The sequence below is a fragment of the Parageobacillus galactosidasius genome (genome assembly GCF_002217735.1).
Lineage (GTDB): Bacteria > Bacillota > Bacilli > Bacillales > Anoxybacillaceae > Parageobacillus_B > Parageobacillus_B toebii.
This window is the reverse complement of record NZ_NDYL01000002.1, coordinates 1,659,718-1,675,312: the sequence shown is the minus strand read 5'-3', so window position 1 is coordinate 1,675,312 and position 15,595 is coordinate 1,659,718. Positions and strand designations below refer to the sequence as shown.

Here is a 15,595-nt window from a genome sequence, read left to right as displayed (position 1 = left end):
TTCAGGAACTCAATGGCTTGATTGTTTATGGCAAACTAAAAATGTAACGTTTGGCAATTAATTTATGCAGGTCCTATAAAACAAAAAACCACTTGCCAACATTCCCCAAATACACTACCCTCCTAGTTGGACAAAACAGTTCAACGGGAGGTATTCAAGGAGATGTTAGCAGTGGCTGAAATTCATTATATCAGATATGAAGCAAACCAAAAAGGATGTTCCTATTCCGATATTGCCAAAAGAATGAATCGTGATCCAAGAACAGTGAAGAAGTATGCGGAAATGGAAGACTTCAATCCCTCAAAAGTTAAACAAACGAGAAAAGCGAAAGTGATGGATCCAGTGAAACCGATATTGGATCAATGGATTAAAGAGGACTTGACAAAGAAGAAAAAATATCGAAGAACTGCGAAACGAATGTATGAAATCTTAAAAGAAGAATATGGATTTACAGGTTCAGATCGTTCTGTTCGGCTCTATGTATCAAAAAGAAAACAAGAACTGCTCGAACAAAGTGAACCAGCTGCGTTACCTTTAGAATCGAAACCTGCAACGGCTCAAGTTGATTTTGGAGAAGCTCCTTTTCTCTATCAGGGGAAATACGTCGATTTTCCTTACCTGGTCGTTTCATTCCCTTACAGTAATGCGGCCTATGTGCAAGTCATGCCAGCTCAAAATCAAGAATGTTTCTTGGAAGGATTAAAACGAATCTTTCACTATATGGGAAGGGTTCCAAGGGTCATTCGTTTTGATAATCTCTCCCCTGCAGTAAAAACGATCTTGCCAAACGGAGAAAGAGAATTGACAGAGACATTTCAACGATTCGTTTTACATTATGGCTTTGAATGCGAGTTCTGCAACCCAGCCAGCGGAAATGAAAAAGGGAATGTCGAATCAAAGGTGAAATATATTCGAAACAATTTCTTTTTACCTGAACAAACAATCTATCAACTAGAAAGTTTTAATGAATCTTTATGGGAGAAATGTGAGAAGGACTGGAATCGTCCGCATTATGAGAAGGAGCGACTCATCGCTGAATTATTTGAAGAAGAACAAGCGTTATTTCTTCAATTGCCAGCCAAAGAATTTGAATGTGTCCGATATGAGCAGGTCACGGCTGATAAGTACGGTTTCATCCATTTAGAAAACAATTTATATTCCACGTCTCCCCGTTTTGCCAAACAAAAGGTTTTGGCAAAGATCTCTTATCATGAGATTGCCATTTTAACAGAAGAGCATGAGCTGATTATCAAGCACGAGCGTTTATATGGCACAAAACAAAAATCAATGAAATGGCAACCATATCTTACGTTAATGGCCAAAAGGCCAAATGCATTAAAATATACGGATTTCTATGAAAAGATGCCGGAAGAATGGAAAAATTATTTTTCCAATTGTACCGTTCAAGAAAAGAAGGAAGCATTACAACTACTAGCTGTTTTACTAAAAGAACATGATTTCGAAGTTTCGACACAGGCTTTGAGGATTGCCTCCCAGTATGGTCATCCGAAAGTAGAATCGATTAAACAGGTATTTTATCAATTAATCAATGGAAGAGGTATACGAGAGCCAATTCAACCGAAAAAACACGTTCCAGATATGCCGGAAGCCATCCGAGGAGCAAGGCATTATGACCGCCTATTCGAATCCCAAGGAGATGTGGCATCATGGAACAAATGATTAAGGAATATGCCAAAAGACTAAAATTAAGCTGGATTCCAGCCAATTACCATACCATCCATGCGGAAACAAATGAGGAATTTTTACTGAAGCTGTTTGAACGAGAAGTGCAGCATCGAGATGAGAGAAGGATAAATTTACTACTAAAACAGGCGACATTGCCGAAAATTCCAAATAAACCTTATGATTGGCGGGAGATTCAACTAGCCCCAGGCATCACAAAAGATTATATTTTAGAAGGTGAGTTTACGAAAAATCAGGAAAACCTTATCTTCTATGGCGGAGTGGGAACCGGTAAAACATTCCTTTCCACTCTCATCGCCCTCAATTTGATGAAAAAACAAGGAAAAAGAGTGAAGTTCTATACGGCCGCCTCCATTGTCAATGCTTTATTGGAGGCCAATGAAAAAGGTGACCTTGGTAAATTTCTCAATCAAATCGAAAAGTTGGATCTCTTGATTCTTGATGAATTGGGCTATATTCCATTGCATAAACAGGGGGCAGAGTTATTATTTCAAGTTATTTCCATGTGTTATGAAACCAAAAGCATCATTGTGACAACCAATTTACCTTTTAGCCAATGGAATAATGTCTTTGGCGATCCCATTTTAACAGAGGCCGTCATTGATCGGCTGATTCATCATTCTCATTTAATCATCTTCAATGGTGAAAGTCACCGATACAAAGACTCAATCTCTCAACGTTAACCATGGAATTTGGCAAGTGTATGTATGCATTTTTAATTGCCATTTCATACATTTTCTACTTGCCAAAAACATACTAAGTCAATGATATCAGGGGGATGATTCCTCCTGATTTATACATAATAATTGGTCGTAGAAATACGATTCTAGGAACAACAAGTTTAAAATGGTTTTATTTTTGTTCGCATAATTATCAAGAACGACGGATTAGATTGTTCGCATAATTTTTTTGAAGGAGAGCTTGTTATGCAGAACTATGTCACTCCGTTTATTGGCTATTTATATGAAGAAGCGAAAGATGAAAAAACCATTGCGTCGTACCGGACAACGGTCGTTCATTTTTTAACATGGAAAGAGCAGCGGGATGGAGAATATATAATAGAAGAAACTCGTCCAATCGATATTAAGGAATATATAAGCTACTTAAAACATCAGTGCAAACGGAAACCGGCGACCATTAATAAATACATCGCTGCATTGAAAGTCTTCTTTGCCTTTTTGCTTTCCAGCGGGATCATTAAGGACAACCCGATGACACGCATCAAAGTCGAAAAACTGGATTATGCTAATGGGGCAAATCAAACAAAATGGCTGACAAAAGAAGAACAAGACCGCTTCATTAGTTATGTACAATTGGAGCCAAATGAATTCAAACGGCTGCGAAATTTAGCCATTATCGATTTAATGCTTTATTCAGGACTGCGGGTAAATGAGGTTTCTTCATTAGAAATAAACGACATTATAACAAAAGATAAAGATGTTCAAGTGATCATTCGGGAAGGCAAGGGGAATAAGTTTGCCACTGTAATACTGGTTCAAAAACACGCCAAAAATTTACGTAAATGGCTAAAGTACCGGAAAGGCTTAGATAAGGACATACATAAATCCTCGCCGCGGTTGTTTGTTTCCGAACGTTCCCCATTTTTTACTGAGCGGGGAATACAAAAGATGTTGAACAAATATGCAGAGCTGGCCAATATGGACCACATCACTCCCCATCGTTTCCGTCACAGCTTTTGCAAGAACTTAGCTAATGCTGGAACTCCGATTGAACTTATAAGAAGGTTGGCCCGGCATGAAAGTATTCAGACAACAGCTATATATTTGGAATCATCACAAGAAGAGCAGATTGAGGCATTAAGGAAGGTGTAATGTTTTTGAAATCTGTACTTTAGGTAATAACAAAAATATGTTAGGAATGCGAAGAATTAATGTATTAACAAATGGAATATAGGTCATAAATAAATGTGTTGTTTTTTGTGTAAAATTATGTGTATAATATAGATAATAATGCATATACTAAAGAAAGGAGGATGGAAAGTGGGTGTTCATACATTGACAAAAGAACAATATCCTATTGCCAATACAAACACATTGAATTTTTTGAAAACTAATGTTTTAAGTGTTACGGATATTTCTAGAACAAAAAAATTATCAGAAATACTTGATCGTTTTTCAAATGGAGTCTCAGATGAAGTATTTGTTATTCAAAATGCAAAAAAGAAAGATGCACTGGCTGTAGTCATCGATATAGATTATTTTGAGCAACTGCTTCAAATAAAAGAAGTTGTAGAAGAAGCACTTGATCAAATTGTTATGGAAGAGGCATATGCACGTAAGAATAAACCTGTAAATCAAACTTTATCAGATATTTTTGATGAAGCAGATATTAATGTAAACGAATTAATGAAATTATTAGAGGAAGATTGATGTGAAAACACTTGAAGATTTGCAGGAGCTTATTTTAGAAAAATATAATGTTGAACTGAGGTTTGTTGAGGATGTAAAGCAAGATATTAAAGCGATTAATAAAGGACATAGACAAACCGTTTTATTAGAAATTTTAAGAAGGGCAAAGCAAGGTCCCCTATTTAAGCCGGATGGAGTTGCTGAATCGTTACATGGGGACTTGCATGGTTTTGCAAAGATTAAGTCAAAGTCACTAAATATTAGAATTATTTATCGCCCGGTTGAAGGACAGCCGATAAGAATGGAAATAATTGCAATAGGCCCTCGTGATAAGAAAAAGGCATATCGAATGGCTGCTGAACGTTTACAAAAATTCTTCATGGAAATGGATTAGATACAGACTTTAAGATTCAAGTTTTCTATGAAATGTTAATCAAAATATTTTGGGGAAATGTATCTTATACATGGTTAAATGTTAAAAGCCGGTCAATTAAGACTGGCTTTTAATCATTAATCATTCTATTCCTATGTGAGTCATAAATGAATTCTTTACTTTCTTTCCATGAACCCAAAATATTTGTAAATGCATCGAAAGTGGGAATTACAGGTAGTACCACGAATAATTAAAGGAACAGTTATTTTCTTTTAGATAACGTTTGTTTTATTGATATCGATGTATATATTAATTTTTTTCAATTCTTCTTGTAAGACCGATTCAATATTATTTAAGTCCTTATACTTTATCCGAATGAGGGGGATTCCTTTCTCTTTTGCGAAGTCATTTTTAATTTGGTCATTTTTTTGTCTTTCCTTAAACCCTTCTTCTCCCCCAAACAAATTAGATGGTTTGTCATGCTGTTCTCCATCAAACTCAATGAAGGCGATGATTTTATCCAGCCTCCAATTGTTATACAGTACAAAATCAAAAGGGAGTGGCTTAATATTTCTGCAATTTTCATCCCTATATTGTGTATCGAATGGAAGTTGATTTGCAAATAATAAGTTATAGATGGCTTTATATCCTTTTGAGTTATGGATATCAGTACATAGGCCGCAGCGTTTTCCGCGTAAGAAATTATCCGGAGTTACACGGTACACTGTTTTACATTTTTTGTGGTATAACGGAATGGGTGTTTTGGCATCGACATATTCACCAAGTACGATATATTCATCTCCAACTAATTCATATACTTGTTCTTTAAAACGTTGCGTATCTTTTTTTTTCTTTTTACTGCAATATTGGCAATATGAGTTTCCATCTAAAAAGTGGCGAGGTCGTGGATATAAATAATTGTTGCAGACTTTATGTAAAATCTTAATATTTTCATGGCGGCCCTTATATTCCCCGATTACTTCAAATTCATCTCCATACATTTTATAAACTTCCTGCTTAAAGGCTTCTGTATCACGTTTCCATTTTCCTGAACATTTTGGACATCTGTTTCCCTTTTTTCCATCACCATTTCTCGAACCAAGAAATGCATCAGGAGTAGTAGTAAATTCTTCGTTACAAACTGTATGATACATTTTTATAGGGTCTTTACTTCTTGTATATTCGCTCCTTACTTGATATTCATTACCAACAAGTTTCTTTACCTCATTAACAAACCAATCGTGGTTCTTTCTTCTCTTTTTCCCATTCTCTTTATTTTTACATATTCTACATCCAAGTTTTAAAGTGATCAAGTTTTTTGGGGTTTTATCAAGAATTCTTCCGCATTGTTTATGCCGAACCTTTATTGGCTGATCATACCCCTTATATTCCTCAAGTGGTTCAAACTCATTCCCCCAAACCTGAAAAAGTTCTTCAAGAAATTGATGATTAGTTTTTTTACCTTTTTTCATCTACTTCACCTACTTCCACGGTAAGTTTGTCATCTTTATCAGATGATTTACTTTTATTATTGACTCGTAGAGTGAAGTTATACGTATAGGCATTAAAATTTTTATAAAATTGCTCTAATTGGCAAGTTTATTGAACGAATTTTAGGCAATGCCTATTCTCCTACAACGATCAGCCGTATGACCGATGTTGTGAAGGAAGACATCGAGAAATGGCATAATCGCCCTCTGCTCAAGCGTTATTCGGTCTTATATTTGGACGGCTTGTATGTGAAACTTCGCCGCGATACCGTGGAGAAAGAAGTCATTTATGTGGTGTTAGGAGTGAATGAAGAAGGATATCGCGAAATTCTTGATTTCTTTGTGGGAGGACAGGAAAGCGCCTATGGATGGCAGGAATTTCTGCAACACCTTTACCAAAGAGGCGTCAAGGAAATGCTTCTGGGCGTATTTGATGGACTACCGGGGCTGGAGGAAGCCTTTCGGGCGTTTTATCCGAAAGCTGATGTGCAACGCTGTATAGTTCACAAAGTACGTAATACCTTACATCGTGTTCGAAAAAAAGATCAATTCGAAGCAGCAGAAGATTTCAAGCTGATTTATCGCGCACCAAATAAGGAATGGGCGTTACAAATGTTTCAACAGTTTCAGTCGAAATGGTCCGGCAAATATCCAAAAGAAGTTCAGTCTTGGGCCAATGAGTTGGATGTCCTCCTCACCTTTATGAAATATCCAAGCAGTATTCGAAGTGTGATTTACACGATGAATGCGATCGAACGAACCATCAAGGAGATTTGGAAACGTCTAAAGCCGATGAACAGTTTGAGGAGTTTAGAGGCTGCGAAAAAAGTCGTGTATTTGACCATCCAGAACTTTAATGAGAAATGGGCAGGGTGAAAGTTGCGAGGATTTACCGAAGCGCAGGAAGCCCTCCAACGAATGTTTGAAGAACGTTACAATTAACCAAATAATGTAAATATATATGATAAAGGGATTCTCCCTTTCTACAAAGGGTACTTAATATTCAGTCTTATGTGTGGAGGAAACGAGTCCCCTATCTATTCCAAATCCATTTCAGAGATACCCTATCTTGCATTACACAAAATTCTTGACAGTACCGATAATCCCATATACTCTCACTCCTGTTGTCGTTTTAAAGATTGCATGTTTGGTTAAAGTCTTAAATATGGTACTTTGAAAATCTTAATATGATAAGAGGTTTTTATAAAAAAAGAGATAGCCGGCATTGGTTATCTCTGAACATCATTATTTAACAATTGTTTTCCTTGCCATATCATTTTCCAATAATTCTCGATTCGTTTAATTGTGTCATCGGCACGCTCTGCAACAAAATCTCTTGCCAATTGGTAATCTATATCCTTTGGTGAGATCCCTTTCGTGACAAACGAAAGCAGTTGTTCTTTCGCTTTAACTAGCACCGCGGACAAATCTTCTTCATTTTGAATGCTCTTAAACATTTCTTGATAATTTTGGATGATCGATTCGATTTCTTCATCTGTATAAACAGTTTTTCCAAGTTTATTCGTCATGGACAGCTCGCGGCTTTGTTGGTATGTCAGCGGAGCATTCAATGGTCTGATTTTGGCTCGTGCTGCTATAAATATTTCCTCTACAGATTTATAATTCATTGCTTTTTTCGTATTGTGACGAACATAATCTTGGATCAGTTGATCGAATCCGGTTTTTACATCACCGCTTAAAAACGTATCGCTGAAGTGTTGAAGTGCAGCTGTTGAAGAAGCCAATTCAAGATGGGCTTCATAAGAGTTCGGCTGTTGTTTCTTAATTCCAAAAAGGTTAATCCCTGTATATTTCGCTAAACTATCCATTCCATCCGTTATGTGTTGTAAGATGGATTCTATTTTCTTCAATTCTTCGTCGTTTAGAGAATCAAAGTATTTGGATTCATGTAAATATTGACTAAACACTAGCCATTGATCCTGTGGCCGATACGAAAAAATATCGGAAGGGTCTGCGTTTTGTACATTAATATCTTTTTGAAAAAACTCTTCTACCGTCATGGCCATCATGTCTTGAACCTGTTTGATTTCATCCGAAATGGTGAGTTTATAGGCTTGTCCATTTCTGATGACTTCCACTTGCTTTCCGGCTAATGGATTTTTGATTTCATGTATGGATGGCATTTTGGCACTATTTCGAGCAGCTATTGCTCCTATATACCCGAGATCAATTTTCATGGTTATTCCCTCCTAATGTCCTTTATGTTCGACGCGGTTGCTTGAGTGGACGTACTGGGCAAAAAAGTGTTGCGAACGGTAAATCGAATTGCTTTCGACGACGAATGTCAGGTCATCCGGGATGGGCAGTAGCTTTTGCGGGACATTAACGATGGCCCGGATCGTCGACAGGGTATTCCGTTTGGACGAGACGCGGTAGGACAATACGACTTTTTTCACCATATTAAATATCGGATATCAAAACGAATTGTTAAGTGAAATAAAGAATAATTCGAAAATTACGCTTTACTAAGGAAGAAACTGGTTTGCAAACGATGTTGCTTTTTCCTATTAAAATATTAAGACTCCGATGTTAAATTATTTGAAATACCAATTAAGTCAATAAGATTTTGTACAGAACTCCAATGTATTGTAAGGATATTTTATATCTAATTTTAAAATGAGGAAAATATTGATAATAAGACAGAAGACTTGACCAGAAAAAGGATTGAGCAAATATTATATTCGAAAGTTTGAGCAAAATAGAGAAATAATTAGGACAAATCGAGTGGTAGTTTATTTTACGGAGTCTGATAAAAAGTCCGGTTCTTTTTTTAGAAATTTGTACAAGGATTACAAAGCTTACTTTTATCAATATATTTACGGACCAAATGATTATATGCAATTATTCAACTTAGCAAAAAACTGTATGTATCAAAGTATTAATTTAATTATAACTATTCATATTGGAAAAATATTAATTTTGATAAAGTGTAAGTGCGATTAACCTTAAACAATTTGTTGTAAAATTCAACAAGCCTGTTGATAAGAAAACTGCTGAAGATAAAGCGAACTACACATTCGGTGGAAGTCCTTTAACTGATAGTGACCAAGTGAAATTAAGTGAAGATGGAAAAACAGTAACAGTTACACTTGGTACTGCAATTACACAGCAACAAACTAAAAAAGAAGTTGTTGTGCAAAACATTAAAGATGTTGATGGTCGTAAAATTGAACAATATAAAACAGACATTACATTCCTTGACCTTACAATTCCAACGGTAGAAAGCGTCAAACAAATTGGTCCAAAAGAAGTTCAAGTATTCTTCAGTGAGCCAGTAGATGTAACAGTTGGAACAAGTGGTGGTTTCTTAATTGATGGTGGTAAATATTCAGCAACAGTTAAATCTGTAGATGCTGCATCTAATTCAGTGGTGTTAAGCACTGGTACTTTAGCAGTTGGTGAACATACTTTAACAGTGAATCCAGAAGGATCTGAGGTTGTAAAAGACTTCGCTGGACTAAAAGTGGCTAAAACAGACCTTAAGTTCAACACAGTTGAAGATAAAGAAGCTCCTACATTAGTAAAAGCAGAGGCTAAATCTCAAACTGAAGTAATTCTTACTTTCAATGAGCCAGTTTCTCCTAGCGATCTAGGCAATAAAGTCTATCACACTGCTGAAACTGCAGATTATCAAGCAGTAAGTGTTGTACCTGTAGCTGGTTCTAACAATACTCAATTTAAAGTTACATTCAAAAATCCATTACCAGTTGGAGCTACTAAAATCTTAGTATCAAAAGAGGCTGCAGTTGATAACTATGGTAATAAAAACAGTGTAGTCCTTTCTACAACTGCAAATGTATATAAATCCAGTTTGAAATTCCGACATGTTTAATCAACCTGCATCCTTGTCTATACTGCTCCTAAATGAGTAAATCAAAGGAGCGGAAGAAGAATGAGGAAAAAAGGATTACAAATTACAAACGAATGCCAATCGAAAAGAGTTGCGGGAATCGATTGTTTCGTTCTTGGAGCATCTCACTCAATTTCCAGAAAAAGTGCTCCAACGCATTGGACAGATAGTTATGTCGGAAAATTAATCTGAATCTATATAGTTGCTGACGTTACTAAACCAACTGTAACTGAGTTTAAGTTTGTTGACAGCAAAAACATTCAAATTACTTTTAGTGAAGATGTAACAGGTGCTGACAATCGTTCTAACTACAAAATTACAGACAAAGATGGTAAAGCTGTAACTGATTATACGCTTTCTTATAATGCAGAAGAGAACAAAGTGACCATTACATTTGGTTCAGCACTGAAAGAAGGTCAACAATATAATATCGAAGTTTCTGGCGTAAAAGATAAAGCTGTTGTTCCTAATGAAATGGACAAATATACAAATACGTTTGTAGTGCCTGATACAACTGCTCCAACTGTTTCTGGCACAGGTGTATATGACAGAACAGAGCGTACAATCACTGTTTTCTTTAGTGAGCCAGTGGACGGAACTTCTGTACTTGATAAATCTAAATACACATTAACTTACGGCGGTAACGAACTTCCGTTACCATCTGATGCGACTATTTCTTTAGGTGGTAATAACGCAAGTGTAACAATCAAGTTGCCAAACATCATCAAAGATAAGAATGGAAATGACATCAGCTCATTAATCGATGGTTTAATCGTCGGTCAAGTACAAGACTTAGCTGGTAATAAATCTAAAGTATATAACAATGTTACATTGTCCGGTTCAGCTAGTGTTATCGATGCTACGACTGTAGTAGCTGACTCTGCTAAAACTTTAGACAAACGTACAATTCAGTTTGAGCTGGGAACGCCACTTAAATCGATTTCAGCTGATGACTTTACAGTTAATAATAAACCTGTAGAGTATGCAAACTTTGAAAACAAAGTGGTTTCTGATGGTACTTACGGTTCTGTAGTAACACTTCAAGTTGGTAAAGATGATGCTTGGAATACTGACACAAAACCAGCAGTAGCAGTGAAAAACGTTACAACTAAAACTACTTCACTTTATGGTGGTACTTTAAGAGCAAATATTACTTTGATTAATGGAAATAGTGTTAAAGATGGTGTAGCTCCTGAAGTGAAATTCAATGGAGACAATCCGGTTATTGATGTATTAGATGCAACAGGAAATGGTAAAGCTGATACAATCAAAATTACCTTTACTGAGAACTTGAAAGCTGGATCTGTGTCTATTGAGGACTTTGAAGTACCGGGGTATACAATCTCAGACGTTCAAACAGATAATAATGTTGTAACGTTAAAATTAGTAGAAGGTGGAGCAGCTGATATTCTTGAAACATTCAACGTAAAAGTCGTTGGAGATGTAGCTGATGTAGCTGGTAATGTATTAAAAGGTAATGCGAATATTATATACACACCTGTAAAAGCTGCTTCAATGGACTTAACATCATCTGACTTATTAACAACTGGTTTACCAGCTGGGTCGACCCTTATTGATGGAAATCATGAAATTGGTGTGACTCCACTCAATATGTTAGCTGGTGCTGTCACTACAAATAAATTAACTGTGACAGGAACAATGTATCAGGATGACTTTACAGCAGATTTAGCTAATGAACCGGGTGGTAACAAGGCTGCTTTCGTTAACTATATTAAAACACCAACAGGTACAGCTACAGTAGATTTATATAAAGATGGTTCTTACGCATGGACAGCAACTAACCAAGACAATCAATGGTTGGATGTTACCAATGGCTATGTCAAAGTAGCTACTTACTTTGCTGAAAAGAATGCAAGTGGAACTTGGGTGTTAAGACCTAATAGTGTCACTACTTATAAATTAGTATTTAAAGACAATACTGGAAAAGTAATTAACACAGCTGAGTACGTACTAGACTTCAGTGGTGTCAAGATTGAAACAACAAACCGACCACAACAACCATAATTTTAGGCAGGAAATAGGGTCATACCTTTTCCGATTTAAGGGATAAGGTAATTTTGAAGAAGATGCCCTGTAGAGAGAAATCTCTGCAGGGCTCTTCTCTTTTGGATCACGTACCTGTCACGTTTCTAAATTTGTCAAACGAGTATTGAAAAGAGTATAGTAGAGAACAATCTCTACTAGTCCCTTTTTGTTTAGGTATAATTTTATGTTTATGAATTTCATAATAATGGAGTAAGATGATGATGGGAGTGTATAAATAATGAAGTTAAAGATATGGACCAGCCTATTCCTAGTGTTGTTGCTGGCAGTTGGTTGCTCAGCAAACGAAGAAAAGAAAGCGAATGAACCAAAGAAGGAAGAAACAACGGCAAAAGAAGAACAAACACAAACAAGTGAGCCAGTACAAAACAAAGAACTGACGAAGAAAGCGAAAGAAGAAAAAGGCGTTCTTAACGGTCAAGTATACACACAAAACGGCATGGCAGTAGGAACGCTAGTGTTAGATAAGAAAGTTAGTGATGCGGATGCAAAGAAATTAGCTGAAAAATACGCAAAAGAGCTAAAAGAAGAGTATAAGAATATGAAAGTAAACGTACAGGCTGTTCGCGGTGGAAAGAACGTTGCTAATATAACGTTAGATTAAGGTTAATCAATGAGGGGTCTCGCGGAGAGAAATCTCTGCGGGACTTTTCTTTTTTATTTATGTAATGAAAAAAAGAGAAAGATAAAAAACAATGGTGATAATCAATAGTCATACAAGTATATGGCTATAGATGGAGAAATTGTCCGCATGGCGGCCGAGAAACATCTTTACTAAGGAGGGGGGCTAACAGAAGTTCTCCTTCGCTTGTTATGTATGTGAATGAAAGGAATCTGCAAACTATCTGAGATACTGTGCAAAATCTGAAATAATTCGCAAAGATTTGTGCGCTATTTCAGATTTTGGACGGAAATAATTTGAAAAAGTAGATCTGAAATAATGTGCTAATTTACATTTATCTCTTCTAGATAATGAAATCTTGTTCCCATATGAAAAACACCTCCACAAATCGAATTGAGTGATACATTCGATTCAGGAGGTGTTTTGCACTATCTTATTGGGTTACTTCAAACAAGACATAAGCCTTTTTCTTTATTACATAGTCAACGTATTTTCGAATTTTCTTGCTATTTCTAAATCTGCAGTAACAGGATAAGATAAGTCATCGTATCCATAATACAAGAGTTGCGTAGGTAAATTGTTATTATAAGTCATAACTTGATCGATAAATGCTTTATGAGCTAATCCCGCTCTGGAACAATATTCAGCAGCTGGAATCACAAAATTCAACCATTCTTCTAATTCTTGTTCGTACGCTCGGTGTGGAAATGACTTTGCTTCTAATGTGTGCTCTTTAAAAATTTCTATAATTTCTGATACTAATTCTTTTGACAACACATCAGGTTGTTTTTGAATATAATTGTAAACCTGTGAAGCACGTATTACTGGGATATCGCTTTCGTTGTCTATTATGACATTATCATTTGCAATTACAATGATAAATTTTATATATACGTAATCTGTAAACACACCTTTTTCACGAAGAACATTATTAATAAAACGTTGCTTTAACGCAACATGACGATTTGTTTGACTAACTACATCTTTCATAGGTTCCATATTACCATTAGGCCATACTTTTAACCATTGACCATCCTTGGTGATACGGATACTATAACTACCAGAACTGGAAAAGTTTTTTGCTTCAATAATATATATACCCTTATTTGAAGCAACAATAGCATCTGATTCAACAGAAGAACCTTCTGTTTCGATACGCACATTGTATAAGGTAGTCAACACATCTCTATACAAATCTAATTCTTCTTTCAATCTTTTTTCGCCAGCTAACCCCGAATTAATGATTTTCTGTTCTATTTTGATTACATTTTTTGAATCGTCTAATTCTGTAATACTATTTATAAATTGAGAAAATCTAGGTTGAACATAATTCGCAACCTCTACAGCAAACAAAGGATGAACACCGTATTTTTCAAAAAGTTCTATCTCTGCCTTTTTGCCAATATCTTCGTTTGAAGCTCGTTTAAAACCATTCCATAGATTGAAAAATAAATCATTGAAGTGTGAGCTATTATATTGGATATCCCATAGGTTTTTTGCGGGAGCTAGGTAAGGAAACTTAGGTAAAACTAGACGGTTAAAGGTTTCCACAAGCTTTTCTTCCACCGTCTCTAAGTATACTTTTCTTTCTTCTAATGTATGATATACTCTAGGTTCTGCTGAAGGAGTACCAGAGCGATAGTGCTCATTTTCTATGAGAGCTTTCTCATAAGAAGCAGCTATTTTTAATTTCTCTTTTATCTTTGGTTCGATTTTATGAATGTTATTAGGGATCCAATTTTCTTTTGCTTGTTGCCTTTTCTTTTTGTAAATTTTAAATGCAATGAAACCTATAATTACAAAAGAAAGAATAAAAAGGAACCCTTTCCAAAACTCAAGAACGAAGTACAAAGCGATTAAGAAAACGATACAACCACCCACTCCACTACCTTCACTACCTTGGTGAGACATTACTCCTCCCTCTCTTCCTATTTCTTGATGTTTTATTGAAAATGAGTTTTATGAATAGGAAATACCTGTTTTAATTATATCAGCATAATTTTACTTCTTAATAGTCAAAATTACAATATTGGTATTATTTAGATAGATTTGTTTTTGCAACAAACATTAAACTTTTATTTAGAGTATATTGAATGATAATTTTACTCCTACTTGTGATTTTTTGGTTCATTTTTTCTACTTAATGGTTTCAAGGTGCTTTTGATGATGCAATATTGACTTCTTGGTCCGCTATTTGATTATAAATGTACCAAAAAAAATTGAATATGTTGTTCATGACGTCTTAGGCCATACAAATTAGGCGTCTTCAATTCCATATAGTTCTTTGAGAGTAACAAAGTAACTTCCAATAGTCGAATGATTATATCACTGGATCTAAATGGAGCATTTTTCATCATATCTTTCTTTTTATGGGTATGAATTGCAGAAGGAAGAACGATGCTTTATTTGCATTGGTAGCAAACAATACTTTGTATACTTTACATAGGAGGAAGAAGAAAGATTACAGGGAGATTTGTATACAATGGATAGTTTGTAGAGAGAGTTTATTATATTTATTATAATTTACTCATACTCTTTTTTTCTATTTTGACAAAATATACATATTATGTAAAATAAAAAAACGTAAGATATTCTTCTATAAAACAAAGGGGAGGAAGGCAATGAACAGTTCTTACAAAAAAGAATTGACTAAAATCATTATTCTTTTAGTATTAGGGTTTGTATTGGCGGTCTTTATAACTGTTAAAGCATTCCTTACATACGGTGGAACACGTTTTGAGGCAACAGATATTCTTATCCTTATTTGTGTTGTTTTGTATCCTACTGGAGTTTTTTACGGGTGGAGAGACATGTTAAGAGTGTTTACAAACATCCTAAGCACAGACCGCGTTGAACATCAAACTGGCGGTCCTATTTCAGCAGGAATCACAATTGCAACTTTCGCTTTCGCTGGTACCGCTGCTGTTGTTTTTGGGTGGCTTTTTGGCATTGTTAATGCATATCGCAAACTCCAACGTGCAAAACATACCTCTATCTAAAAAGAAAAGAAAAACTTACAAACTTCAAAAAATAGATTATTGATGGTAAACGTTAAATGATTTGGGATGCATGGTGATGCGAAAAGCAGACAGTATAAGATCC

The 15,595-nt window shown here is 35.5% G+C and carries 12 protein-coding genes and 1 pseudogene; 10 read left to right on the top strand and 3 right to left on the bottom strand.

The window, feature by feature from the left end; genetic code table 11:
• Positions 1-162: 162 nt before the first annotated feature.
• From istA to B9L23_RS18060, 5 genes are all read left to right on the top strand, one after another.
• Complete coding sequence (gene istA, locus B9L23_RS18080; protein ID WP_089098152.1) at positions 163-1,680, top strand: IS21 family transposase; 1,518 nt, start codon at positions 163-165, stop codon at positions 1,678-1,680.
• Complete coding sequence (istB, locus tag B9L23_RS18075; RefSeq protein ID WP_013399917.1) at positions 1,668-2,387, top strand: IS21-like element helper ATPase IstB; 720 nt, start codon at positions 1,668-1,670, stop codon at positions 2,385-2,387. The genes istA and istB overlap by 13 nt, the downstream gene beginning before the upstream one ends.
• 243 nt (positions 2,388-2,630) lie before the next feature.
• Positions 2,631-3,536 carry a tyrosine-type recombinase/integrase gene (locus B9L23_RS18070; RefSeq protein WP_013876178.1) on the top strand — a complete coding sequence of 302 codons (906 nt, stop codon included), beginning with the start codon at positions 2,631-2,633 and terminating at the stop codon, positions 3,534-3,536.
• 168 nt (positions 3,537-3,704) lie between these two features.
• Positions 3,705-4,094, top strand: a complete 390-nt coding sequence (locus tag B9L23_RS18065; protein WP_013399919.1) for a hypothetical protein — start codon at positions 3,705-3,707, stop codon at positions 4,092-4,094.
• A gap of 1 nt (position 4,095) precedes the next feature.
• A complete protein-coding gene (locus tag B9L23_RS18060) occupies positions 4,096-4,467 on the top strand; it encodes a type II toxin-antitoxin system RelE family toxin (RefSeq protein WP_013399920.1) in 372 nt (123 codons plus the stop codon).
• A gap of 251 nt (positions 4,468-4,718) precedes the next feature.
• On the opposite strand, the gene B9L23_RS18055 is transcribed toward B9L23_RS18060, so the two are convergent.
• Complete coding sequence (locus tag B9L23_RS18055; RefSeq protein ID WP_089098151.1) at positions 4,719-5,918, bottom strand: DUF2726 domain-containing protein; 1,200 nt, start codon at positions 5,916-5,918, stop codon at positions 4,719-4,721.
• A gap of 117 nt (positions 5,919-6,035) precedes the next feature.
• Here B9L23_RS18055 and B9L23_RS18050 point away from each other — a divergent pair.
• Positions 6,036-6,878 (top strand): annotated as a pseudogene (locus B9L23_RS18050) (IS256 family transposase); the annotation flags it as partial.
• Positions 6,879-7,165: 287 nt separating this feature from the next.
• On the opposite strand, the gene B9L23_RS18045 reads toward B9L23_RS18050, so the two are convergent.
• Positions 7,166-8,134 carry a hypothetical protein gene (locus B9L23_RS18045; RefSeq protein WP_015865136.1) on the bottom strand — a complete coding sequence of 323 codons (969 nt, stop codon included), beginning with the start codon at positions 8,132-8,134 and terminating at the stop codon, positions 7,166-7,168.
• 872 nt (positions 8,135-9,006) lie between these two features.
• On the opposite strand from B9L23_RS18045, the gene B9L23_RS18040 reads away from it, so the two are divergent.
• From B9L23_RS18040 to B9L23_RS18025, 3 genes are all read left to right on the top strand, one after another.
• On the top strand, positions 9,007-9,789 hold the full coding sequence (locus B9L23_RS18040; protein WP_089098150.1) for a hypothetical protein: 783 nt from the start codon (positions 9,007-9,009) through the stop codon (positions 9,787-9,789).
• A 210-nt stretch (positions 9,790-9,999) separates the two neighbouring features.
• Positions 10,000-11,832: an Ig-like domain-containing domain gene (locus B9L23_RS18030; RefSeq protein ID WP_089098149.1), complete on the top strand. Its 1,833-nt coding sequence runs from the start codon at positions 10,000-10,002 to the stop codon at positions 11,830-11,832.
• 259 nt (positions 11,833-12,091) lie between these two features.
• Positions 12,092-12,475, top strand: coding sequence for a hypothetical protein (locus B9L23_RS18025; protein ID WP_089098148.1), 384 nt, complete (start codon positions 12,092-12,094; stop codon positions 12,473-12,475).
• A 492-nt stretch (positions 12,476-12,967) separates the two neighbouring features.
• On the opposite strand, the gene B9L23_RS18020 is transcribed toward B9L23_RS18025, so the two are convergent.
• Positions 12,968-14,404 (bottom strand): nuclease-related domain-containing protein, encoded by a 1,437-nt coding sequence (locus tag B9L23_RS18020; RefSeq protein WP_015865131.1) that lies wholly within the window; start codon positions 14,402-14,404, stop codon positions 12,968-12,970.
• A gap of 710 nt (positions 14,405-15,114) precedes the next feature.
• Here B9L23_RS18020 and B9L23_RS18015 point away from each other — a divergent pair.
• Positions 15,115-15,492, top strand: coding sequence for a hypothetical protein (locus B9L23_RS18015; protein ID WP_089098147.1), 378 nt, complete (start codon positions 15,115-15,117; stop codon positions 15,490-15,492).
• Positions 15,493-15,595 lie beyond the last annotated feature (103 nt).